The organism is Brevibacillus sp. FW306-2-1A-C05A, assembly GCF_058781555.1.
In genome coordinates, this window is record NZ_JBYSWV010000010.1 from 83659 (window position 1) to 106475 (window position 22817).

Below are 22817 nucleotides of genomic sequence, written 5' to 3' on the forward strand. Positions count from 1 at the left end.
ATGGCAAACACAGTCCGAAAACAAAAACCCCCTGTCTTTCCTGCTGGCGGCAAGCCTTGCCATACAGTAGGAGGACAGGGGGTTTTGGGGCTGGCTACGGCAGGCGCGCAGCTCGTCCCAGGCGAATTTTTTCCGCCGCACGGGCAATGATGCTCTCCACGGAGGCCGGGTCGTCCACGACGTCGTACTCGTTGATGTTCACCCGCAGAACAGGACAGGAGGTAAACGAGTGAATCCAGCTATCATAGCGGTTGAACAAATCGCGCCAGTAGTCGATCGGGGTCTGCTGCTCCATCGGGCGTCCCCGCTCCTGGACGCGCCCGATAATGTCATCGAAGCTGCCTTCCAGGTAGATCAAAATATCGGGATGCGGGAAGTACGGCGTCATGACCATCGCTTCGAACAGCTCTGTGTACGTGCGGTAGTCTTCTTCCGTCATGTTGCCCTGCTCGTACAGCATGCGGGCGAAAATGCCGGTATCCTCGTAAATCGAGCGATCCTGGACGAAGCCGCCGCCGTAGTCGAACATCCGCTTCTGCTCCTTGAAGCGCTCGGCCAGGAAAAAGATTTGCAGGTGAAAGCCCCAGCGGGACAAATCGTTGTAATAACGGCCAAGGTAAGGGTTGTTGTCCACTTTTTCCACGGACACGCGAAAACCGAGCTGATCGGCCAGGGCGTGTGTGAACGTCGATTTGCCGACGCCTACCGTTCCGCCGATGGTGATGACCGCATTGCTCGGAATGCCGTATTTTTCACGAAGATGGCTGTTTTGAAACCTAGACATGTACGCAACTCCTTATTGAAATACTTGCCAATCACACGGCATCGTTATGCCTGTTGCCCCCGCAGCTCCTGAATGCGCGGCAGGATGAGATCGAGCATATACTGCCGATCCTCTGGCCGATGGACGAAATCCAGCTCGTCACAGTTGAATTTGATGACAGGCGTATCCGGGTGGTGCTTTTCAAACTCGTCCATAAATTCGTTGTAATCGGCGATCAGATTTTCCATATAGCCCACATCCATCGTCCGCTCCACCTCGCGATCGCGCATGGCGATCCGCTTCATGACCGTGTCGATGGACGCCGTCAAGTAAATGACCAGATGAGCCTGCGGCAAATCTTCTGTCAGGATATCATAAATTTTGAGATACTTCGGGAGATTGTTGTCGGACAGCGTTCGTTTGGCAAAAATCGTATTTTTAAAAATATTGTAATCGGATACGACAGAAATGCCCTGGTTGAGATAGTGGGCGTGAATATCCTGCAACTGCTTGTAGCGGTTGCACAGGAAAAACATCTCTAGCTGAAAGCTCCACTCCGCGATGTTCTCGTAAAACTTTCCTAGAAACGGATTTTCATAAACAATTTCTTCCAATAATTGCAATTCGCAAGTGCGGTGCAGTTCCCGCGCCAACGAGGTTTTCCCAATACCGATCGGTCCCTCGACAGTTATTAATATGGACTTCATATACGCCTCTGTTCCTTTCGCCAAAATGAGAGCACTCCATATTTTAGCACGCGTACTTCCATTTGTCGAAACCATTCCTTTTCTGTCGCATGCCGCTTTTTTCCAATAAAAAAAACTGCTCCTGACGATCAGAGCAGTCGGTCGAACAAACGCTTTTGCGCTACGTAAAATACTCGATTTTGGCCTTGGGAAACAGTCTCGCAATCTCCCTCTCCAAATGCGCCTGCAAGGCTTTGGCCTGCACGTCCGGGTAGACGTACTTGCCTTTGCCGTACTTGCCCCATTTGTATTTGCGCTCCTCCTCGTTCATCGCCAGCTTGGTTTTCGGATAGCGCTGCAAAATCAAGTTTTTGGCAATTTTGGTGAAGCGGTGCTGGATCAGCTCAAAAGTCAGGTCGGCCAGCGCTTCCGGGACGAGCTGGTTTCGCAGCCGTTCCAGCAAGTCGGTGTAGCCTTCCTCCCATCCGTCAAACCAGTATAAGGGGGCCAAAATGAAGCCGAGCGGATAGCCTGCTTTTGCCACTTTGCCCGCCGCTTCAATTCTTTGCGCAAAGCTGGAAGTGCCCGGCTCGAAGTTTTTGATGACGTAATCGGCATTCATGCTGAAGCGAAAACGGGTATGCTTGTTATGTTTCGCATCGAGCAACGAATCGACGTGGTGAAACTTGGTAACGAACCGCAGACGGCCATACTCCTGTTCCCCCATAAATTCGATCGCTCGCTTCAGGTTTCCTGTCAAATGCTCGATGCTGACCGGATCGGACGTACAGGCTGCCTCGAATCGGGTAATCTCTCCCGGCCGTTCCTCGATGTATGTTTTCGCCTGGGCCAAAATTTCATCGGTATTGACGTAGACGCGAACGTACGGCTTGGACCCGATGTTCGTATTCAAATAGCAGTAGTGGCAATGCGCCGCGCAGCCTGTAGCCAGCGGAATCGCGTATTCGGCAGACGGCTTGGAGGTTTCGAACTTCAACGTTTTGCGCACCCCAATGACCAATGTTCGCTTGGCATTGCGGTACTTTTCCACCTCTGTCTCGCCGGGAATGCCGCGCACCTGATTGTGGCTGGTTGTCATTTGCAGCGGGATGCCTTCCGCTTGCAAACGCTGGTACAGCTCCTGGCCGAGCGGATAGTTCAGTGCGTTTGGCTCGACGAAAACGTAGTCGGGCACAAACAGGCCAGCTTTTTTCTGCCCTGTTTTCGCGGGTGCTTCCAGCAGTGTCGTCACCATAAGCGCAAGATCCCTCCCAGTGTGTAGTATGGCCTGCACAGTCGGACAAGCTTTCGAGGAGATCACTGGCTGCTCACGCTCTACAGCGTGCTTTTGAACTCGCGCAGCCACTGTCGCGCTTCCGCCGCCTGGCTGGACGGCACCTGCAGCGTGTACACATACCCGCCTTTTTTCGTTTCTCTGGACAACAGCCTGACCCGGATTCCTTTTATCTCCAAATATCGCCGGCACTCGCTCGCCACTCTAGGAAGCCCGTACGATTCATGAATCGTTACCCATTTGGTCCACATGCCTTCCCCCACCCTCATTGCTTCTTCCTTTACTGTAAGCAACAAGCAGGCAGTTGGTTCAAAAAAGACGCAGCGATTGCCGATTTTCCCAAAACTGTTTTCGCCTTTGCGCAGTCTAATACGTGTAGGAGGGGGAAAATGTGAATCTGGAACAACTTGTCTCGCAAGCCAGGCAAGGAGACGACGAAGCTTTTTACCAGTTGATTTGCCAGCAGCAAAAGCAACTGTACAGCGTGGCTTACGCCTTTTTGCGCAACGAAGCGGACGCGCTGGAGGCGATACAGGAGGCGACCTGCCGCTCCTATCTCCGCTTGTCTCGCCTGAAGCAGCCCGCGCATTTTCGCACCTGGCTGACGCGCATTCTCATCCACGTATGTCTGGACGAGCTGAAACGAAAAAAACGGTTTGCCCCCGACTTTCCCGATGGCGACGGTCTGGCGGACCCGGATCGCAAGCAGTGGGAGCACACGGCGGACAAACTCGTTATCGAGGAAGCGCTGGCCAAGCTTACGCCTGCTTACCGCAGCATCATCATCCTGAAATATTTTGAAGATCTGACCATTCGCGAAATTGCGTTGCGGCTCGGCCATCCGGAAGGAACGATCAAGACCTGGCTGCACAAGGCGTTGGCTACATTGCGAAAAGAACTCGGGAAAGGCTGGTGAATGTATATGGATATCGAAAAAACAGAGGGTCAGACCGACGCGCACGTACCGCCGCACATCGAGCACTACATTCGCTCTGGCATCGCCCAGGCCAAAAGCCTTCAACGCAGACGCCGCCGCAGCCGTCTGGTTCGCCTCTGCTCGGGAATTGCGGCAGGGTGTCTGCTCCTGGCCTTTGTGTTCTCGGTGCGCCTCTCCCCGGCGGTTGCCGCTTATGTCAGCCACATTCCCGGGATGGAAAAGTTCGTCGAGCTGATTCGCGATGACAAAGGGTTGCAGCGGGCTGCCGAGCACGAGATGGTCCAGGACATTGGCACAGGCGGCTCGCTTGCAGGCATCACGTTCACGATCGACCAGGTGCTGACCGATCAGAAGCGGATGCTGCTGTTTTACACCTTGAAGCACGAACGTAGCGGCCAAAAGGTCGGGATGCGCAAGCTGGAGCTGTTTGACGCCTCCGGCAAGGAGTGGGAGCACGGAGCGAGCTGGTCTGGCATGGACGTGGAAGCGAACGAGGAGCAAAAAAACCGGATTGATATTTTTCTCCCGGAAACAAGCGAAGTACCTGACGCGCTGACAGCCAAAGTGACGCTCGACCTCGACGGCGTAGAGCTGAACCCTCCGCTTGCGATTACGTTTCCGATCGACCATAGCAAATACACGACATTTGAGAAAAAAGTGGTTCCTGTCGGAAAAAAAGTGACGGTGGACGGACAGACGTTTACCATCGAGCAAATGACGGTGTTCCCTACGCAAACAGAAGTCAGCATCCGCTTCGATCCGGGCAACTCCAAACATATTTTCGGCTTTGACGATCTGCGGCTGGTGGATGAAAACGGCCAGACGTACGCTTTCTGGGGAAATGGCGTGCCGACGCGTGACAACGGGGAAAACGGCAAAGTGTACAATTTGGAAAGCATCTATTTTCTGGAGCCGCAAAAGCTGTTTTTGAAAGCAAGCGGGATTCGGGCGCTGGACCGCGACAAGCTGCAGGTGGTGATCGACGCGAAGACGCAGACGCTCGCCAAAGCTCCTGATGCCAGGCTCAAGCTGACAGCGCTGCGCCAGGTCGACGATGTGGTCGGCATGGACTGGGAACTGCAAATCGAGGAAGCGGACGCGCATCGCTACGTCTATCTGGGAAGCGACATCACGGACAATCGGGCGAATCAATACGACTACGTCCAGGGAAGCTCTTCTTCGCGCTATCCGGAGGAACGTTTCCAGACGTACAGCCTGCTTTACAAAAGGCTGACGAAAAACGGCGCCCCCGATTCCTACACCTTTACCCTGACGGACTACCCCGTTCGTTTGCAAGGCGCATTTACCGTGCAAGTCAAATAAAAAAACGGCTTCGCAGAAAATCGACTTCTCCGCGAGGCCGTTTGCTTTGTTCCGCTCGCGTTAATCCACAACCGCCCAATGGTTGGTCGGCCCGTGGCCGCCGCCCAATTGCGGAGCGGTCTTGATCGCGGCAAAAATAAAGCGGTTCGCTTTTTCGACCGCAGCCCTAAGCGGCGTATGTTTCGCCAGCTCTGCCGTCAACGCAGCGGAAAACGTGCAGCCCGTTCCGTGCGTATGCCGGGTCTGGATGCGCTCATGCGACAGCTCGAAAAAGTCGCGGCCGTCAAACAAAATGTCGACGACCGTATCACCGTCGAGGTGGCCGCCCTTCATCAAGACGTTGCGCGCTCCGAGCGCATGAATCGCGCGGGCGCCTTCGCGCATATCGTCCGGGGTGCGAATCGTCATACCTGTCAGGCACTCGGCCTCCGGCAAATTCGGCGTCACGACTTCCGCGAGCGGCAGCAACTCTGTTTTCAGCGCGTCAATCGCTTCGTCCAGGAGCAGCTTGGCCCCGCCCTTGGCGATCATCACCGGGTCTACGACCAGCTTTTGCAGACTCGCGGCGCGCACCTCTGCCGCCACTGCGCGGATGATGTCCGCATCAAACAGCATTCCCGTCTTCGCCGCATCCGCTCCCAGGTCGCGCAACACTTCGCGCATCTGCTGGGCCACCGCCTCTGTCGGCAGCGGATACACCCCGGCCACGCCCAACGTATTTTGCGCCGTAATCGCCGTAATCGCGCTCATTCCGTAAACGCCGAGTTGGTGAAACGTCTTCAAATCGGCCTGGATGCCCGCTCCGCCCCCGCTGTCTGATCCTGCTATCGTCAATGCTCTCGCGATTGTATGCATGAATCTCCCTCCTGCTTTCGCCACCTTTTCTCCTACGAGTATATCATCCGCTTGTCCCATTCGGTATACTTAGGAGTGATGACCAACCGCAAAGAAGGGATTTGTTATGTCGTATCGCTTGTTTTACTGGCTGACCGTGCTCATTCCCACGATCATTATCGGGGGCTTCGAATTTGTTCGGCACGATTTTTTGCTGCCTTATATGTCCATGGAAACGGGCAACGTATATATTACTTTGCTGACGCTCTTGTTGTCTTATTTGTTCGCCACCTGGATGTTTCGCACGATCAAGCAGATGAACGCGCGGATCGTCGAGGAGCAAGCCAGGAGGGCCGTGTACGAGGAGCGCGAGCGTTTGGCCCGGGAGTTGCACGACGGCATCGCGCAATCTTTGTTTTTTCTCAATGTCAAGCTGAAGCAGGGGCATTTGGATGACGCCAGAGTAGCGGTTTCGGCCATCGACAACCACGTGCGCCAGGCGATTTTCAACCTGCGCTCGTTGCCGGAGGAAGGCAGCTTCGACCAGCGGCTGGAAAAATGGCTGACGCAGTGGAGCGCGCTGTCCGGCGTCGATGTCGCAGCGGATTTGCGCGTGAAGGAAAGCTTTTTCACCCCTGCGGAGGAAGTGCAACTGTTCGGAATCATCCAGGAAGCTTTTGCCAACATCCGCAAACATGCGCAGGCCAAGCATTCCTGGATTCGACTGACGACAGGCGAGCCGCGGAGCTGGCAGCTCGTGATCGAGGACGACGGCGTGGGAATTGCCCATACCAAGCCAGACACGAAAAAATACGGCTTGTCGATGATGCGCGAGCGGGCGCGCCAGTTGAACGCCGCAATTGACATTCAAAAACGGGCAGACGGCGGCACCATCATTCGCCTGACAGCCCATCCTGGAGGTTTTTCGCAATGAACGCATACCGTGTGCTGATCGCTGACGACCACCCGATGGCTCGCATGGCGATTCGCTCGCTCTTGGACCCGGACCCTTCGTTTGAAGTGATCGGCGAGGCCGAAAACGGCGAGGAAGCTTTTTTGCTCTGTGGACAGTTGCAGCCCGATCTGGTGCTGATGGACATCAACATGCCGAAATGGAGCGGCCTGGAAGCGACCCGCGAGGTGAAAAAAGCGTACCCGCACATCAAGGTCGTCATCCTGAGCGTCTCGGATGACGTCGCAGACTTGATTACCGCGATTCAATTCGGCGCGCAAGGCTATTTGCTGAAAAACCTGGAGCCAGACGACTGGATCAACTACTTGCACGCGTTGCTTGGCGAAGACAGCGAGCTGACGCGGGAAATGGCAACCCGGCTGATGTACCGGTTCAGGCAGGAGGAGCACGTGGACGATCTGGTGCCGGATGTGCTGACGCCGCGCGAACGGGAAATCGTCATGTACGTCGGAGCCGGAAAGACGAACAGGGAAATCAGCGAAGCGTTGATTATCGCGGAAAACACGGTGAAAAATCACCTGAAAAACATCCTGGAAAAGCTGCAATTGGCCAATCGCGTGCAGCTCGCCGCCTACGCGGTGCGCCACCATCTGATTATGAAAAAGTAAGCTCCCAACCGAAAACAGTTGCTTTCCGCGCCAACCACTGTCATCCTTAGAAGGACCCGTTTTTACGATACCAGACATGAAGAATGGCAGGTGAACCACATGCTCGAAGTCAAGACCTCCAAGCTGAGCAACGGAGAATTAAACAGAGGCGTTTTCGCCATGCGCGACTTTGCAAAAGGCGAATTGCTCCATGAAGCTCCGGTTCTTCCTTATCTGAACGAGGAACACGAGCACATTGAAAAAACGCTTTTGGCGGACTACGCCTTTGAATACGGTGCCAACCATACCGCGTTTTTGCTCGGCTACGGCATGCTATTCAACCATTCCTACACGCCAAACGCCACGTACAGCATCAATTTTGACAACCACACGTTCGATTTCTACGCCTATCGCGACATTCAGGCGGGCGAAGAGATTTTGATTAACTACAACGGCGATGAGGATTGCGACGATCCGCTCTGGTTTTACGAAGAAGAGCAGTCCGGCAATAAAAAGGAATAGGCAAGCGCGATCAACAGGCAGGGGAGCTTTTCCCTTGCCTTTTTGTTTTTTAGCCCGTGTTGGCAGCCAGCGCCGCCTCCAGCAGCTTCAGTTCGTATTCGTCGCGTTCCGGCGCAAGCGCCGAGCAGCGCATGTCAATCCTGGCCCCGTACCGCACCGGGTCGATATCCTCTCCGCCCGCCAGCACAATGCCATCGACCGCCGCTACAAGCTCTTGGCAAGCATCGAGATCCCCGACAGGAATCCCGAGCGGAATCGCTCCTTTCGCATGGCATCCAAATAGTCGTGCCCGATGACGCTAAAGCCTTGTCCGGCCACTCCCCGCAGCTTCCCGCCGAAGCCTTCATGCGGGTTATCCAAAGCTCAGCAGTCTCGCTCTGTTCTGCACAAAAAAATGACTCCGCCAGACGTAACTGGCGAAGCCAATGGGTGAGCACGATTTTTATGGAGTGATATCTGCCGCCTCGTAGCTGTAGTACACATACGGATCTTTCGGTGCCTTGACCGCCTGGATTTTCGCATCTTTCAGCACGAGCATGTCATAGCCGTCGACCTGGCGCAGTTCCAGCTTGCCCTGCACCTTGACCCAACTGTCTTTCGCCCATTTGCCTGCGTCCTCGCTCTCCACGAGAATGCCGAAGACGCTGGCATCCGCCGTGCAGCACGTCACCGAAAAACGCGCCACGACGAATTGCTTGTCGCCAAGTCCAGGCTCCCTGTAGACAAAGCCGAGCGTTTCGAGCTGTTTTCCCGCGAAGTCTTTCGCGTACAGCTCCAGCGTGGTGAGGCCGTCCAAAAAGATTTTGTCATGAAGCGAGATCACGGGCTGCCTGTACATGGAGGCGGCGATGTCGGTGTAAAAATCGCCGAAGCCCCCGCCCGAAAAGTATCGCTTCAGCTCCTCGTCCGTCATGGACGGACTGGCGCCAGAAGCAGCCTGTGCTGTGCCACTTGCTGTCGGGTTCGCAGCCGTTGCGTCTGCGGGCACTGCTTGCTCTATCGCTTGCGGCTGCGCGGATTGCTGTGGCGTCTGTTGCTGATCGCCCTTCTGGCCTTCGCCTGTTGTTTCCACCACGACTGGCGCATTTGCCTGCTGTGATGGCGATGCGTCCTCGCCTGTCTGCTCTGGCGGTGCAGCCTGGCCGCCCTGCTCCCCGGACGGCTGGGACGCTGCTTCTGGTTGCCCAGCTCCTGTCGCCACTGCCGCCAATTTTCTGGCGTCGCTGCTGAGCAGAGTAACCCCGCGGTTTTCCGCTACGGCGCTCCCCAATATTTTATCCGGCATGAAAAAGCCCATGAAGATCGGCAGCAAAAACAGGCTGTAGATGACAAGCGAGCCCCAGCGCGTGCGCGGCACCTGGTGCGCTTCCTCGCAGTCGCACTCGTACGCCCGGTTTTTGCTGAACAACTGGCGCACGCTCACAATGGTCAAAATGACGAGAATGCCTAGCGTGACGTAGCTGAGCATGTGCAGCTTCGGCGCGAGGTAATGCCCCAGCTTTTCCGTCCAGATCAGGTAGGACAACAGCGCGGCGAACCCTGCCAAAATCAGGCTGCGCATCAAATAGTGTCTGGTCCAGTTCGTCTGTTCCATTTCTTTCCTCCCCCTAGATCGGCATCAGCATCGTAACGGCCAACACCAGTATTGTAATGGCGACGACGAGCTTAACGACAAATCCGAAGCGGAACGTGCCGAGCAGCATCAGCGTCGTTTTGAAATCAAGCATCGGTCCAAAGACGAGAAAAGCGAGCAGCGAGCTGCTTTGAAACGTGCCCGAAAACGATGCGGCAATAAAGGCATCCGCCTCCGAGCAAAGCGAAAACAAGTAAGCCATGCCCATCATGACCAGATGGGACGTAATCGGCGTTTGCCCGATCTCCACCAAAATGTCGCGGCTCATGAACACTTGCAGGATGCTGCTGACCAACGCCCCGAACAGCAAAAATTTGCCCATGTCGAAAAATTCGTCAACGGCATGCGCAAAAGTTGCCGACAGCTTGCCCCGCATCGCTTCGCTATGGGCGGCTTCGTGGCGAATTTGCGCCTCTGTCCCGAGCCGCAGCGGGTTCTTTTTCACAAACAGCCAGACCAACAAGCCGACGGCCAGCGCGACGAGAAAACCGGCGACTCCCCGGTACAGCGCCATATCCGGCTGCCGCGCGAAGGCGATGTACGTCGAGGAGAGCACGACCGGATTGACAATCGGTCCGGCGAGTAAAAACACGACGCCGACGGATACGGGCATCCCTTTTTGAATCAGGCGGCGGACAACCGGGACGATCGCACACTCGCACACCGGAAACAAAAAGCCGAGCAGCCCGGCAATCGGTAACGCGACGAGCGGATGTTTTGGCATCCAGCGCCTAACCTGCTCTTCCGAGACAAACGTCTGAATGAAGGCGGAAAAAAACACGCCCAGCAGCACAAACGGGATGGCCTCCAGCAAAATGCTGAGAAAAAACGTTTTGACATCGAGCCAACGCGGCGACCATTCTATGCGAAAGCCGGAAAACCAGCTATTCTGGCTGCCAGTGGTAAGCCAGACTACACACAATCCAAGAAGGACGGCCCCTATAATCTCTATGAGGAAATGACGAATTTTAGCAATCACGTAAGCTGTCCACTCCTTTTAGCAAATCGTCATCATTCCTAATTAGATACTCCTTGCGCACTTTCCTCCTGGTTCCCGTCTTTTTTTCCGTCCCTTTCCGTTTTATAATGGATAAAACCGACTGTGCGGGGGGAAGAACATGGAGCTGGAATTTCAGCGTGCTGCTGAAGAAGGAGACGTTTGCGAGATCCAAACGGTCGATGAAGCGAAGGTAAACAGGCTGCGGCCGAAGATGAGCGAAACAGAAGGCGTCGCCCCTTTGTTCAAGGCGCTGGCTGACGACACGCGCGCGAAAATCATTTACGCCCTGGCGCTGGAGGGCGAGCTGTGCGTGTGCGATGTCGCGGCCACGATCAACAGCTCGATTGCCAACACCTCCCACCATCTGCGCTTGCTGCGCAACATGGGGCTTGCCCGGCACCGCAAGGACGGAAAGCTCGTCTACTACGCCCTGGACGACGACCATGTTCGCCATCTGATTATGTGCGGGATCGAGCATGCGGCCGAATTGAAGCAATCGAAAAAGACAGCTCGTTCTTGAGCAGTTCCATTGTGGCTCGTCACATTTGTGGCGGCTTTTTTTATTGTTTTTACCTAACATTCAAATGATTGTTTGAATATAATAATGAATGTGGTATGATTTAGGTAAATTCCCGGCCGAAAGAAGGGGTCTCCCATGCACGACTACGAAGTCATCATCATTGGCGGCGGCCAGTCCGGCCTTGCGCTGGGCCATTTTTTGCAGCAGCGGCAGGTACGCTTCGTCATTCTGGACCAAAATGGACGCGTCGGGGACAGTTGGCGCAAGCGTTACGACTCCCTCGTGCTGTTTACCTCGCGCAAGCACAATGCCCTCCCCGGCCTGGCCTTTCCCGGAGAGCCGCATACCGTTCCGACGAAAGACGAAGCCGCGGACTATCTGGAGCTGTACGCCAGTCATTTTCAATTGCCCGTCCGTTTGAATACGGCGGTCGTCTCCGTCGAGCGCACGGCATCGGGCTTTCTCGTGCAGACAGGGCACGAAGCGCTGCGAACGAAAAACGTCGTCGTCGCAACAGGCCCGTTTCAATCGCCTTACATCCCGCCGTTTGCCGGGCATTTGGCCCCCGATGCCGTCTCGCTCCATACGGCGCACTACCGAAACGAAAGCCAGCTCCCCGCCGGGCCCGTCCTCGTCGTCGGCTCAGGCAATTCGGGCGCGCAAATCGCCGTGGAGCTGGCCATGCACCGCCCCGTCATTTTTTCCAGCGGACAGCCGCGCGTTCATCTGCCTTTGTACGTTTTGGGCAAAACTATTTTTGACTACATGCAGTTGTTTGGCTTGCTGGACGCCCCGCGCTCGTCGTGGGTCGGAAAGCAACTGATGAAACGACCTGATCCGATTTTTGGCTACCAAAAACAGATGAAAGCTCTGGCAAAAACTGGCGCCATGCGCATCGCGGCCAGAACCGTTCGCCTTGCGGACAAAACCGCCTTTTTCGTGGACGGCGGGCAGGCGAGCTTCCAGAGCGTTTTATGGGCGACCGGATTTCGCCCCGACTACGGCTGGCTGTCCATGGCAGACGTACTCGACCCAAGCGGCTGGCCGCGGCATGATCGCGGTGTCACAGCCGTGCCGGGACTGTTTTTTCTCGGGCTTCCCTGGCAGCACACATGCGCCTCCGCGCTCATGGGCGGCGTGGGAAAAGACGCTTTCTTTCTTGCTGAACAACTCGTCCGCTAAAGCGACCCAATAGAGGAGGGCAACACTATGGGATTCCACCATCACGACCACGGAGATGGACACGACCATCATCACCATGGAAAAGGAGCGAGCAAAAAAGCGCTGTTCACTTCTTTTCTCATCATCACGGTGTTTTTGATCGTCGAGACGATCGGCGGCTTTTTGACCAACAGTCTTGCGCTTTTATCCGATGCCGGCCACATGCTGAGCGATGCCCTGGCGCTTCTGCTCAGCCTCGTTGCCTTGCACTTTGCCGCGCGTCCCCCTTCGGCCAAAAAAACGTTCGGGATGCAGCGTTTTGAAATTCTCGCTGCCTTGACAAACGGCGTCACGCTTGTGCTGATTTCCTTGTTCATTTTCTGGGAAGGCTTCCAGCGCCTGCTCCAGCCTCCCGAGGTGGCCAGCGGAAAAATGATCGTCATTGCCGCCATCGGTTTGCTCGCCAATATCGCCGCTGCCTTCGTCCTCATGCGCGGCGATTACAAGGACAACGTGAACGTGCGCAGCGCCTACCTGCACGTTCTGGGCGACATGCTCGGCTCTGTCGGCGCCATTCTCGGCGGCATCCTGATGCTCGCTTTCGACTGGTACATCGCCGACCCGCTCATCAGCATTATCGTCGCCTTCCTGATCTTGCTCAGCGCCTGGCGCGTCACCAAGGAATCGGTCAACATCTTGCTGGAAGGAGCGCCCTCCCGCCTCGACACGACAAAGGTGGAAGCGCGCCTGGGCCAGCTCGACGGCGTGCGCAAAGTGCACGATCTGCACATCTGGACGGTCACTTCCGGCTTTGACTCGCTGACGTGCCACCTCATCGTCGAGGACGGCTTGCCGAGCTACCCTGTCCTGGATGCGGCGCTGGAGCTTTTGCAAAAAGAATTTGGCATCACGCACGCGACGATCCAGATTGAGAACTCTTCAATCTCGCACGGCAAGCTGCATTGTCAGGGAGGGGCGCGGGGGCATGTGCATGAGCACGGACACTCCCGCTGAACACGCGAACTCACACCTTCACGCACACCGCCATAACCACGAACGTCCCATCTCCAAGCCCCGCCCCACTGAGCAAAAAAAGAACCATCTCCCTTACCAAGAGAGATGGTTCTTCGTCTGTTCGCCTAGTCTTCCATCGTGGACAGGTCGCCTGTCGGCAGGCCCAGCTCCCACGCCTTGAGGACGCGGCGCATGATTTTTCCGGAGCGCGTTTTTGGCAGCTTGTCGCGGAACTCGATTTCGCGCGGAGCGGCGTGGGCTGCCAGCCCCTCCTTCACGAACTTGCGGATGTCGTCCATCAACGCTTCGCTCGGCTCGTAGCCCGCGCGCAGCGAGATGAACGCCTTGATAATTTCGCCCCGCAACGGATCGGGCTTGCCGATTACCCCTGCTTCGGCGACTGCCGGATGCTCGACCAGCTTGCTCTCGACCTCGAAAGGACCGACGCGCTCGCCGGACGTGTTGATAACATCGTCAATCCGGCCCTGGAACCAGAAGTAGCCTTCCTCGTCCTTGTAAGCCGAGTCGCCCGACACGTACCAGCCCGGGATGCTGAAATATTCTGCGTATTTCGCCGGGTTGTTCCAGATTTGTCGCATCATCGACGGCCAGCCGACGCGGATCGCAAGGTTGCCCATCCGGTTTGGCGGCAGCTCGTTGCCTTGGTCGTCGATAATCGCCGCGTAGACGCCCGGGACAGGCTTGCCCATCGAGCCTGGCTTGATCGGCATGCTGCGGTAGTTGGAAATCAGTTGGCCGCCAGTCTCTGTCATCCACCAGTTGTCGTGGATGCGGTGGTTGAACACGCGCAGTCCCCAATACACAACCTCCGGATTGAGCGGCTCGCCGACGCTCAGTACATGGCGCAGGCTGGACAGATCGAAGCGCTTCACAACCTCATCGCCTGCGCCCATCAGCATGCGGAACGCGGTAGGCGCGCTGTACCAGACCGTTACTTTATATTTTTCAATCGTTTTATACCAGTCTTCCGGAGTGAATCGTCCGCCGCGAACGACGTTCGTGACGCCGTTCAGCCACGGAGCGAAAATGCCGTACGAAGTGCCTGTCACCCAACCCGGGTCGGCTGTACACCAGTACACATCGTCTTCTTGCAAGTCCAGCACCCATTTTCCTGTCTGGTAGTGCTGAATCATCGCGTTGTGGACGTGCAGCACGCCTTTTGGCTTGCCTGTCGAGCCGGACGTGTAGTGCAAAATCATGCCGTCCTCGCGATCCACCCACTCGATCTCCAGCTCCGAGGATGCTTTTGCCATCGCTTCTTCAAAGCTGACTTGCCCTTCCGCAAGCTCCTCTTTTGCCCCGACAATAATGACGTGCTTGAGGGCTGGCAGCTCGGATACCGGGATGCGCGGCAGCAGCGCAGGAGTCGTCACAATCGCGGTCGCTTCGCTGTTTTCCAGACGGTCGCGCACCGCTGCTTCCATAAATGCCTCGAACAAAGGGCCGACAATCGCACCGACCTTCAGCGTTCCTAAAACGCTTACATAAAGCTCTGGGGTACGCGGCATGAAGACGAACACGCGGTCGCCTTTTGCGATTCCCAGGTCACGCAGTACATTTCCGAATTTATTGGACAGCTCGCTCAGTTGGGCAAAGGTGTAGGCTTCTTCCCGGGTCAAATCGCTGTACAGCAGCGCGACCTTGTCCTTGCGCTCGGTAGAAAGATGGCGATCAATGGCTTCATAAGCCATATTCACTTTTCCCGTCTCATACCAGGAAAATTGCTTTTCGACATCCTTCCAGTCAAAATTGGCGTACGTCTCGTCGTAATTCTCCAGGTTGAATCGGCCTTCTGTCGCCGGAATTTTTTCTACGTTCATGCTCTCACTCTCCTAAACCCCTTAATGGATTCTTCACTACGCAACATTCATAATATTTCTGCACTTTTCGCTAAATTCCTTCTGCCAGAACCTACTTATTCGAAAAGCGCAGAAATCGAGTATAATGACACTACCTTGGGGATAAAGGAGATGGCCGAAGAGATGTTATGGTTTTTACTGATTGTCGCTGTCGCCTTGCTCTTTGTCAAAGCGTATCGCAATACATTCGATGTCCATACCAACTATGTTTCCATTCCGCTGCAACCGTCGCAGCATATAGATGATCGGCAAGACTTCGAACCGCTCTCTGTCTTGCATCTGTCCGATTTGCATATGGAAAATTTGTCGATTGACCCGATGCGGATCGTCCGCGATTTTTCCGGGCAATCGGTCGATTTGATCGCGATTACCGGAGATTTGCTCGATCGCCATAAAAACATTCCGAAAGCAGTCGCCTACGTCGAGCGGCTGATGCAATTGCAGCCTGCGCTCGGTACGTATGTCGTTTTTGGCAACCACGACTACGTTCTCTCGCCGCCAAAGCTGGCGCAACTGAAATCGGAGCTGACGCGGATCGGCTGCCGCGTCCTCATCAACGAACATGTGACGGTCGACCATAAAGGCCAGCCGCTGCACATCATCGGCGTCGACGATTACAGCACGCGCCGCAGCCAACTGGAAAAGTCGTTTCAAGCCGTTCCCGCGACAGGCGTGCGCCTCGTTCTCACGCACGACCCGAATATCGTCTTGCATATGAAAGATTACGCCTACGATTACTTGCTGGCCGGACATTTTCACGGCGGGCAAATTCATTGGCCGCGTCCTTACCACCTCGCCAAAATGGGGAAGTTGCCGCGGCTGAACATGGTCAAAGGGCTGCATGAGATGGACGGACGGCCGTTCTACATTAGTGAGGGCCTGGGGCAAACAGGGCTGAACGTCCGCCTTCGCTCTCGTCCGGAAATGACACTGCACACGCTAGGCAGCGCAAGCCTGCTTGCGGTCCCAGAGGCAACGGCAGCACAGCCTTCCGCTTTGCAGGAAAGCGCCGCCACGCTTGCCCTGGAGTAATGTATAATAGACCTACGCAAGAGTTTGTAACGGAGGTCTTCGCTGTGGAAAAATGGATGAAGGAAGTCGAGCAAATCAGGCAGGTTACGAACTTGCCGATCGTTTGCGTGAAAGTTTGTGAACACGAGATCAGCCAGACTCAGCAAGAATGGGAGCAAAAAGGCTGGGGACTTGTTTCGCTTGCGTCTGAGCACGATGCCGCCTACCTCGTGCTGATTGAAGCGATGCAGTGGCCCGCGTCTTCCCGTTCCTTGCTGAGTCTGTTTTTTTCCCGTCCCGAAGAAAAAGCGCCCCCGACGCTGCACGAGCAGATTGCGGTATGGCTGCAATCCATGGTCACAGGATTGCGCCAGGCTCCCCCTGAACGTCTCGATGCCCGCTGGCCGTGGAAGGAAGAGCGCCTCGTCTTTTTGATCGAGCGCAACCGGACGGAAGGCACAGGCACGTGGGAAGCGTTGCAAAGCTGTTTGCACCCGTTTTTCCGCGAAACGGCTGCCTACGCGCCAAAAGCGTCGAGCCTCGCCTTTTTTGCATTGAGTCATTCTTATTCTGTCCTGCTGCTCCCGATCTCAATCCTGGAGGGCGCAAAGGAGCGGGCTGACTTGCTGGAATGGGCATCCGGCCTGTACGACCTGATCTCGACCGAATGGATGGAGCCTGTGCGCATCATTGTCAGCGCGCCCGTAGCTGCGCCTTCCTCTCTGGAAAAAACGCTCGCCGGGCAACTGCTGTTGTCCCGCGCCTTGCATCAATACCGGGCACAAGTGATGGTCGCGGGCGACTGGATGTATCCGTTGGAGCGCTGGGCTGCTTCTCTGCCTGCGGAAACGGCGAAGTCGATTGCCCGCGAGCTTGCCGCTCTCATGTCTGTGCCGCAAATCAGCAGCGAGCAGCGCGAAACGTTGGAGACGCTGTTCGCGCGGCAGCTCAATGTCAGCGAGACAGCCCGGCAGCTTTTTTTGCACCGCAACACGCTCTTGTACCGGCTGGACAAGCTGACGGAACAGACGGGCCTTGATCCGCGCCAGTTTCCTGACGCCGTTTTGCTCCAGCTCTATTTGCTCTTTCGGCAGCATTAACAAAACATTTTGTACATTTCATCCATAGTCTAACTGTCTAAAAATTGTTACTCTTGCAAAAAGTCATCCGAGAATTGCTCCCCTATCATTCAAGGAGGTGCCTCTTCCATGGCAAAAGTGACACTGAACCACATATACAAGCGGTACGGCGGAAATGTAACGGCAGTAGATGATTTTCACCTGGAGATTCAGGATCGGGAGTTTCTCGTCCTCGTCGGGCCGTCCGGCTGCGGAAAATCGACGACGCTGCGGATGATTGCCGGGCTGGAGGAAATCTCCGAAGGCGATTTGTACATAGGCGACCGCCGCGTCAACGACGTCGCTCCCAAAGATCGGGACATCGCGATGGTATTCCAGAGCTACGCGCTCTACCCGCACATGAACGTGTATGAAAACATGGCATTCGGTCTGAAGCTGCGCAAGTTTTCCAAAAGCGACATCGACAAGCGGATTCAGGAAGCAGCCCGCATCCTCGACATTTCCCACCTGCTGGACCGCAAGCCAAAGGCGCTTTCCGGCGGCCAGCGGCAGCGTGTCGCGCTCGGACGCGCCATCGTGCGGGAGCCGCAAGTTTTTTTGATGGACGAACCTTTGTCCAACCTCGACGCCAAGCTGCGCGTCCAGATGCGCACAGAAATTTTGAAGCTGCACCAGCGGCTGAACACGACGATCATCTACGTGACCCACGACCAGACGGAAGCGATGACGATGGGCGACCGGATCGTCGTCATGAAGGACGGCCTGATTCAGCAAGTGGCGACGCCGAACGAGATTTACAACCACCCCGTCAACCTGTTTGTGGCGAGCTTCATCGGCTCCCCGGCGATGAACTTCGTCAAAGGGCAGCTTTCGGAACAGGACGGCGCCCTGTACTTCGATGCGGAAAACATCCACGTCCGCTTCCCAGAGGACAAAGCAAGAGTTTTGCGCGACAAAGGCTATGTAAACAAGCCGGCGATCTTCGGCATCCGCCCGGAGGACATTTACAGCGATGCCGCTTTTATGGAGGCCAATCCGTTCGAAAGCTCGCTTGAGGCGCAGATTGAAGTCGTGGAAAACATGGGCTCCGAGCTGTACGTTTACTTCCATAATATCGGCCAGACACAAATGGTCGCCCGCGTGGACTCTCGCGAAGATTTGAAGCCGAAAATGACGGTCAAGCTCGCCATGGATCTTTCCAAATGTCATCTATTTGACAGCGAGACGGAAGTGGCTGTATTCTAATAGCAAAGTGAAAAGGAATGTCTTTTCCGGCATTCCTTTTTCTGTTGTCCTCAACCGTTTTTCGTCCGTGGCGGCTTCTGTACTGCCGCTGCTTTTTTATGGCTACAAATAGAGAAAGAGTGGAGAGAGCAAACATGGCCTACAAAATTGTCTTTTTCGACATCGACGGCACTCTGTTGAACACGGAGCACGCGATTCCGCCAGCAACCGTGGACGCTGTGCGCAAGCTCAAGCAAAACGGCATCCGGGTTGCCATCGCAACTGGCCGCTCGCCGTACCACCTGATGCCGATCGCCCGGCAGCTCGGGATTGATACGTTTGTCGGGTTCAACGGCTCCTACGTCGTGAACGAACAAAAAGTCATTCACCATACTCCGTTTGCCACGACGACATTGGCCGAACTGGAGCAGATGGCAAACGGAAACGCGCATCCGATGGTGTTTTTAAGCCATGAAGAGTGCTATGCGAACACATCCGATCACCCGCACGTCCTCGACTCGTTCGACTTTTTGCGCTTGCCCGCTCCGGCCCATCACCATCGCTACTGGGAGGTCGCTCCGATCTATCAGGCGTTTTTGTATTGCACCGCCGAAGAAGAAGCGCTCTATACGGAAGGTTTCGAGCAAGTGTCGTACGTGCGCTGGCACAAGCACGTCCTCGACATTTTGCCAAAAGGCGGCTCGAAAGCGCGCGGCATCGAAGCGATCCTCAAGCACGAGGGCCTCACTCCCGCTGACGCCGTAGCGTTCGGGGACGGACTCAACGACAGGGAAATGCTCTCCTACGTCGGAATGGGCGTCGCCATGGGAAATGCCCATGAAGAATTGAAGCCTTTTGCCAAGATGGTGACCCGTCATGTGAACGAAGACGGCATCCGGCACGGCTTGCTGCAACTTGGACTCATCAATTAGGAAGGACGTTGAAAGATACATGTCTTGGGAATGGTTTAACATCGTTGGCACGGTAGCGTTCGTCATTAGCGGCGCGATCATCGCCATGGAGGAAGAATACGACATCTTGGGAGTAATCGTTCTCGGAATGGCCACAGCATTTGGCGGCGGGATCATGCGCAATATTTTGCTCGGCATCCCGCTGACCGCTTTTTGGAATCAGGGAACACTGTTTACAATCGCACTCGTTTCCATGCTCATCGTTTTTGTCCTCCCCCACAAATACCTTGACTACTGGAATCGCTGGGGGATGTTTTTTGACGCAGTCGGGCTCTCTGCCTTTGCCATTCAGGGCGCTATCTACGCCACACAAATGAACTACCCGCTCAGCGCGACGATCGTCGCAGCGGTTTTGACCGGAATCGGCGGCGGAATCATTCGCGACGTTCTCGCTGGACGCAAGCCGCTCGTGTTCAAGGAAGAAATTTATGCGGTCTGGGCCATGGTCGCCGGGCTGGCTGTCGGCCTCAAGTGGGCGACAACCGTCGGCGAGCTGTACACGCTGTTTTCCGCCATCATCGTTTGCCGGATGATTTCCGTCTATCAAGGCTGGAAGCTGCCACGCCGCTCGCTTCGTCCCGTCCCGATTCGCCCTTTTGACAACCGAATGTAAGCTATTTCCTTCATAATCACTCTCTCCATGTGCACGCTATAGTCATCAGCACTGGAGGGAGTGAGTTTTTTTGCGCGTCTTGCCCCCAATTATCGCCGCCCTTGCCTTGGTCGGTCTGGTCGTCCTGCCTTATCGTCACCATCAAAATGCCGAGCAGGAAATGCGCGAACCTCATCCCCGCGTCACTTCCATCGAGGCGAGCATACCGCGGATCAACTATATCGAGCAGGTCAAAGACATTCGCAGGGATCTGGAAAAAAGCAGCCACGTACAGACGCTCCACCACAATCCGCGCGACCGCAGCCATTATGTCGAGCATGAAGTGGTCGTCCGCTTCTCCCCACGCCCTGAACAGAAAAAAATTGACCAGTTGGTCCGTTCGCTGGATGCCAAGATCAAACGCGATTTTGAGCAATTTATCATCATCAAGTCCAAAAGCCTGACGACGAAGCAGTTAATGAAAAAGCTGGCCGAGCATCCCGACTCGGTGTTTGCCGAGCCGAACTACCTGCTTTTGCCCAACCGCAAGCCAAACGACACGTACTACGCGGAGTACCAGTGGAATTTGCCGCTGATCGGCATGGAGCAGAGCTGGGACGTGAGCGAGGGCAGCAGTGACGTCACGGTCGCGGTCATTGATACGGGGATTGACCTCAATCACCCCGAGTTTGCCGGAAAGCTCGTAGAAGGCTACAACGTGCTGGAAGACAACAATCGACCAGAGGACGACAACGGGCACGGCACGCACGTCTCTGGCGTAATTGCCGCAAAAACGAACAACGAGGACGGCATCGCCGGGATGTCGTGGAACAGCAAGCTGATGCCGATCAAAGCCATCGGCGCGGACGGCTCCGGCTCGGCTGTCGATATCGCCCAAGGCATCTACTGGGCGACCGATCACGGAGCTGACGTGATTAACCTCAGTGTCGGCAACTACACGTCATCTGCCGCTTTGAAGGAAGCGTGCCGCTATGCGTATGAAAAAAACGTCGTGCTCGTCGCGGCTTCCGGAAACGACGCCACCGATCAGCCGAGCTACCCGGCAGCCTATGAAGAAGTGCTCGCCGTCGCCGCTGTCGACCATCGCAAGGAACGCGCCGATTTTTCCAACTTTGGCGATTACGTGGATGTCGCCGCTCCCGGCGTCGATATTCCGAGCACGTACATCTACAGCGACTACGCCTCGCTCTCCGGTACTTCCATGGCTTGTCCGCACGTCGCAGCGCTCGCCTCGCTGGTGCGCTCTGTTCATCCTGACATGAAAAACCACGATGTCATGGAGCTGATCCGCCAATCGGCCAAAGACCTCGGCGCCCCCGGACACGATCAGTTGTACGGCTACGGCATGATTGACGTCAATCAGACGCTGCGGCAAATCAAACCGGCAGAGCCGGCGCGCACGGAAAAAACAGAGCATACGGTCGGTGGACTATTGAACAAATTTTTTATGCGCCTGCGCTTTGGCTTCGAATAAGCATACAAACGGTAACCCACGGAGGGATGGACGATGAAAGCGTGCATTGTTTTTGCTCACGAAGGAAAGGAAAGCTTCTGCCATGCCATTCTCGACCGCGTCACCCGCTCCTTGCAACAGCAACAAATCGACTTTGAGGTGCGCGACTTGTATCAGATGAAATTCCAGCCTGTCTTCGATGCGGCAGACATGCAAAAAGTAGCGAACGGGTCAGCCTCGCAAGATGTTGCCACCGAACAGGAGCTGATTTCCGATGCCGATTTGCTGGTGATGATTTACCCTGTCTGGTGGTGGTCGCCTCCTGCGATCCTCAAAGGCTATATCGACCGGGTGTTTACGAACAACTTCGCCTTCCGCTACGACGCCAATGGCCCCGTCGGCCTGTTGTCAAACAAACAGGCGATTGTGTTTACGACAACCCGGGAGTCCGAAGCGGAAATGCAGACGAGCGGCTTCGACGCTGTGGTGAAAAAACAGATCGTGGACGGCACGCTCGCCATGATCGGCTACGATGTGACCTACCGCAATTTTGCCGCCGTCCCTTACGTAGACAACGCCGCCCGCGAGCAAATGCTTGCCGAGGTCGAGAAAATCGCTGCGAGTGCGCGCCAGCCGCTCGGCGTGTAGCCGGATTAGCAAACTTGGCTGCGCCAAATTTTTATCTGTATAAAAGACGACAAGCACAGGTCATTACACCTGTGCTTGTTCTTTATGCAGCCGTTTTTTGGCTATATAGTCATTTTCGTAGTATTGCAATTCATCACGCATTTGCTCAAACACTCTGGACAAGGACAAGGTCAACTGCTGCAACTCGGGTGTTACTTGTTTGCGGAAAATGATACAGTCTTGTCCCGTGTAGGCATAGCGGCCGTCTTCCTCATAAACCTCGCCTTTGGGATAATAGAAGTAATTCACACAAGTGTGGTACACCTGGTACAGAACTTCTTCGGCAAACTCCTCGTTAAATCGTGCTCGGCGCAGGGATACCCCCAGCCTGTCGTACGCATTTTCACAGTAAACCAAAAGGTGGCGCAGATCGGAAAGATACGCTCGATAATAAGTTTCAAATTCTTCCGGGTCGCCCGATGCGGATACAAGACTAGACAAGGTAACCTGATTGAGATAACGCTCCAGTTCCATGCTTACCTTTTTCAACTTGGTGTACGTCTCTTCGCACAATTGCTTCAGATGAGTCGCTGACATATTGTCCCCCTTGCGTTGAAGAATCTGTCTTTTTTAAGTGAGCCTTTTGCAAAATTCACTTCTTGATTAGACGCGATAAATTCGAAGGAGTCCTTGCATGAAGAATTGTTATCAA

The 22817-nt window shown here is 55.3% G+C and carries 26 protein-coding genes; 15 read left to right on the forward strand and 11 right to left on the reverse strand.

Features of this window, described 5'->3' with window-relative positions; all coding sequences use genetic code 11:
- Positions 1-94: 94 nt before the first annotated feature.
- From AC3WJN_RS09370 to AC3WJN_RS09385, 4 genes are all read right to left on the reverse strand, one after another.
- Positions 95-784, reverse strand: coding sequence for a deoxynucleoside kinase (locus tag AC3WJN_RS09370; protein WP_005828008.1), 690 nt, complete (start codon positions 782-784; stop codon positions 95-97).
- 44 nt (positions 785-828) lie between these two features.
- A complete protein-coding gene (locus AC3WJN_RS09375; RefSeq protein WP_025848528.1) occupies positions 829-1470 on the reverse strand; it encodes a deoxynucleoside kinase in 642 nt (213 codons plus the stop codon).
- A gap of 160 nt (positions 1471-1630) precedes the next feature.
- Complete coding sequence (splB, locus tag AC3WJN_RS09380; RefSeq protein ID WP_005828004.1) at positions 1631-2704, reverse strand: spore photoproduct lyase; 1074 nt, start codon at positions 2702-2704, stop codon at positions 1631-1633.
- Between the two features lie 80 nt (positions 2705-2784).
- Positions 2785-2994 (reverse strand): hypothetical protein, encoded by a 210-nt coding sequence (locus tag AC3WJN_RS09385; protein ID WP_035317425.1) that lies wholly within the window; start codon positions 2992-2994, stop codon positions 2785-2787.
- 140 nt (positions 2995-3134) lie between these two features.
- Here AC3WJN_RS09385 and AC3WJN_RS09390 point away from each other — a divergent pair, with 140 nt between their 5' ends.
- Both AC3WJN_RS09390 and AC3WJN_RS09395 read left to right on the forward strand, forming a co-directional pair.
- Positions 3135-3659 carry a sigma-70 family RNA polymerase sigma factor gene (locus AC3WJN_RS09390; RefSeq protein WP_007785046.1) on the forward strand — a complete coding sequence of 175 codons (525 nt, stop codon included), beginning with the start codon at positions 3135-3137 and terminating at the stop codon, positions 3657-3659.
- Positions 3660-3665: 6 nt separating this feature from the next.
- Positions 3666-5003 carry a DUF4179 domain-containing protein gene (locus tag AC3WJN_RS09395; protein ID WP_237716665.1) on the forward strand — a complete coding sequence of 446 codons (1338 nt, stop codon included), beginning with the start codon at positions 3666-3668 and terminating at the stop codon, positions 5001-5003.
- A gap of 60 nt (positions 5004-5063) precedes the next feature.
- On the opposite strand, the gene thiD is transcribed toward AC3WJN_RS09395, so the two are convergent.
- Entirely contained in the window at positions 5064-5858 is a 795-nt protein-coding gene (gene thiD / locus AC3WJN_RS09400; protein WP_007785042.1) for a bifunctional hydroxymethylpyrimidine kinase/phosphomethylpyrimidine kinase, read from the reverse strand.
- Positions 5859-5964: 106 nt separating this feature from the next.
- Between thiD and AC3WJN_RS09405 the strand changes: the two genes are divergently transcribed.
- The 3 genes from AC3WJN_RS09405 (at position 5965) to AC3WJN_RS09415 (ending at position 7919) form a co-directional block, all read left to right on the forward strand.
- Positions 5965-6771, forward strand: a complete 807-nt coding sequence (locus tag AC3WJN_RS09405) for a sensor histidine kinase (protein WP_005827995.1) — start codon at positions 5965-5967, stop codon at positions 6769-6771.
- On the forward strand, positions 6768-7418 hold the full coding sequence (locus tag AC3WJN_RS09410; protein ID WP_005827993.1) for a response regulator: 651 nt from the start codon (positions 6768-6770) through the stop codon (positions 7416-7418). The genes AC3WJN_RS09405 and AC3WJN_RS09410 overlap by 4 nt, the downstream gene beginning before the upstream one ends.
- A 99-nt stretch (positions 7419-7517) precedes the next feature.
- Positions 7518-7919: an SET domain-containing protein gene (locus AC3WJN_RS09415; RefSeq protein WP_005827990.1), complete on the forward strand. Its 402-nt coding sequence runs from the start codon at positions 7518-7520 to the stop codon at positions 7917-7919.
- Positions 7920-7968: 49 nt separating this feature from the next.
- On the opposite strand, the gene AC3WJN_RS09420 is transcribed toward AC3WJN_RS09415, so the two are convergent.
- The 4 genes from AC3WJN_RS09420 to AC3WJN_RS09435 form a co-directional block, all read right to left on the reverse strand.
- Positions 7969-8175 (reverse strand): gamma-glutamyl-gamma-aminobutyrate hydrolase family protein, encoded by a 207-nt coding sequence (locus AC3WJN_RS09420; RefSeq protein WP_081494719.1) that lies wholly within the window; start codon positions 8173-8175, stop codon positions 7969-7971.
- Positions 8124-8279 carry a hypothetical protein gene (locus AC3WJN_RS09425; RefSeq protein WP_157179548.1) on the reverse strand — a complete coding sequence of 52 codons (156 nt, stop codon included), beginning with the start codon at positions 8277-8279 and terminating at the stop codon, positions 8124-8126. The genes AC3WJN_RS09420 and AC3WJN_RS09425 overlap by 52 nt, the downstream gene beginning before the upstream one ends.
- A gap of 82 nt (positions 8280-8361) precedes the next feature.
- On the reverse strand, positions 8362-9513 hold the full coding sequence (locus AC3WJN_RS09430) for a TIGR03943 family putative permease subunit (RefSeq protein WP_005827986.1): 1152 nt from the start codon (positions 9511-9513) through the stop codon (positions 8362-8364).
- A 13-nt stretch (positions 9514-9526) separates the two neighbouring features.
- Positions 9527-10531, reverse strand: a complete 1005-nt coding sequence (locus tag AC3WJN_RS09435) for a permease (RefSeq protein WP_007785036.1) — start codon at positions 10529-10531, stop codon at positions 9527-9529.
- Between the two features lie 139 nt (positions 10532-10670).
- On the opposite strand from AC3WJN_RS09435, the gene AC3WJN_RS09440 reads away from it, so the two are divergent.
- From AC3WJN_RS09440 to AC3WJN_RS09450, 3 genes are all read left to right on the forward strand, one after another.
- A complete protein-coding gene (locus AC3WJN_RS09440) occupies positions 10671-11072 on the forward strand; it encodes an ArsR/SmtB family transcription factor (protein WP_005827982.1) in 402 nt (133 codons plus the stop codon).
- Positions 11073-11207: 135 nt separating this feature from the next.
- Positions 11208-12254: a flavin-containing monooxygenase gene (locus AC3WJN_RS09445; protein ID WP_007785033.1), complete on the forward strand. Its 1047-nt coding sequence runs from the start codon at positions 11208-11210 to the stop codon at positions 12252-12254.
- 27 nt (positions 12255-12281) lie between these two features.
- Positions 12282-13247 carry a cation diffusion facilitator family transporter gene (locus AC3WJN_RS09450; protein WP_005827978.1) on the forward strand — a complete coding sequence of 322 codons (966 nt, stop codon included), beginning with the start codon at positions 12282-12284 and terminating at the stop codon, positions 13245-13247.
- 125 nt (positions 13248-13372) lie between these two features.
- Here AC3WJN_RS09450 and acsA read toward each other — a convergent pair whose 3' ends face one another.
- Positions 13373-15088, reverse strand: a complete 1716-nt coding sequence (gene acsA, locus AC3WJN_RS09455; protein ID WP_005827976.1) for an acetate--CoA ligase — start codon at positions 15086-15088, stop codon at positions 13373-13375.
- 162 nt (positions 15089-15250) lie between these two features.
- Here acsA and AC3WJN_RS09460 point away from each other — a divergent pair, with 162 nt between their 5' ends.
- The 7 genes from AC3WJN_RS09460 (at position 15251) to AC3WJN_RS09490 (ending at position 22126) form a co-directional block, all read left to right on the forward strand.
- Positions 15251-16159: a metallophosphoesterase gene (locus tag AC3WJN_RS09460; RefSeq protein WP_005827974.1), complete on the forward strand. Its 909-nt coding sequence runs from the start codon at positions 15251-15253 to the stop codon at positions 16157-16159.
- A 44-nt stretch (positions 16160-16203) separates the two neighbouring features.
- Positions 16204-17238 (forward strand): PucR family transcriptional regulator, encoded by a 1035-nt coding sequence (locus tag AC3WJN_RS09465; protein ID WP_007785031.1) that lies wholly within the window; start codon positions 16204-16206, stop codon positions 17236-17238.
- A 108-nt stretch (positions 17239-17346) separates the two neighbouring features.
- Positions 17347-18462 carry an ABC transporter ATP-binding protein gene (locus AC3WJN_RS09470; RefSeq protein WP_005827971.1) on the forward strand — a complete coding sequence of 372 codons (1116 nt, stop codon included), beginning with the start codon at positions 17347-17349 and terminating at the stop codon, positions 18460-18462.
- A 134-nt stretch (positions 18463-18596) separates the two neighbouring features.
- The gene (locus tag AC3WJN_RS09475; RefSeq protein ID WP_005827969.1) at positions 18597-19373 is read left to right on the forward strand and encodes a Cof-type HAD-IIB family hydrolase; all 777 of its coding nucleotides are present in this window, start codon (positions 18597-18599) and stop codon (positions 19371-19373) included.
- A gap of 19 nt (positions 19374-19392) precedes the next feature.
- Positions 19393-20025 (forward strand): trimeric intracellular cation channel family protein, encoded by a 633-nt coding sequence (locus tag AC3WJN_RS09480; RefSeq protein WP_005827967.1) that lies wholly within the window; start codon positions 19393-19395, stop codon positions 20023-20025.
- Positions 20026-20095: 70 nt separating this feature from the next.
- The gene (locus AC3WJN_RS09485) at positions 20096-21499 is read left to right on the forward strand and encodes a S8 family peptidase (protein ID WP_007785028.1); all 1404 of its coding nucleotides are present in this window, start codon (positions 20096-20098) and stop codon (positions 21497-21499) included.
- Between the two features lie 33 nt (positions 21500-21532).
- Positions 21533-22126 (forward strand): NAD(P)H-dependent oxidoreductase, encoded by a 594-nt coding sequence (locus AC3WJN_RS09490; protein WP_007785026.1) that lies wholly within the window; start codon positions 21533-21535, stop codon positions 22124-22126.
- Positions 22127-22189: 63 nt separating this feature from the next.
- Here the strand turns inward: AC3WJN_RS09490 and AC3WJN_RS09495 are convergent, their stop codons facing one another.
- Positions 22190-22702 carry a DUF3907 family protein gene (locus AC3WJN_RS09495; protein ID WP_005827960.1) on the reverse strand — a complete coding sequence of 171 codons (513 nt, stop codon included), beginning with the start codon at positions 22700-22702 and terminating at the stop codon, positions 22190-22192.
- Positions 22703-22817: the final 115 nt, after the last annotated feature.